The sequence below is a fragment of the Shewanella sp. CAL98-MNA-CIBAN-0140 genome, from assembly GCF_040309905.1.
Lineage (GTDB): Bacteria > Pseudomonadota > Gammaproteobacteria > Enterobacterales > Shewanellaceae > Shewanella > Shewanella psychromarinicola.
In genome coordinates this window covers 1-247 of sequence record NZ_JBEOPI010000253.1, presented here as the reverse complement: position 1 = coordinate 247, position 247 = coordinate 1, and the positions used below count along the sequence as shown (strand labels likewise).

At 43.7% G+C, this 247-nt stretch carries 1 protein-coding gene; it reads left to right on the top strand.

What is annotated here, in order from left to right; genetic code table 11:
• The coding region (locus AAEY93_RS20960; RefSeq protein ID WP_502959578.1) for an urease accessory protein UreE C-terminal domain-containing protein at positions 1 to 247 on the top strand (247 nt) is incomplete at both ends.

Genomic DNA, 247 nt, shown 5'->3' with positions numbered 1-247 from the left:
CCTTAATCGAAGTGACTGCCGATAATAGCTTTGATCTCATGAAGGGCGCTTACCATTTAGGCAATCGTCATGTTCCTTTAATGATTACACCTAAGGCGCTATATTTTGAGCCTGACCATGTTTTAGAAGCAATGTTAAATCAACTTAGACTACGTACCCAAGCCGTACAAGCGCCGTTTGAGCCAGAAACTGGTGCATACAAAGGCAATCATGGCGGGCATTCTCATGGTCATGATCATTCACACAG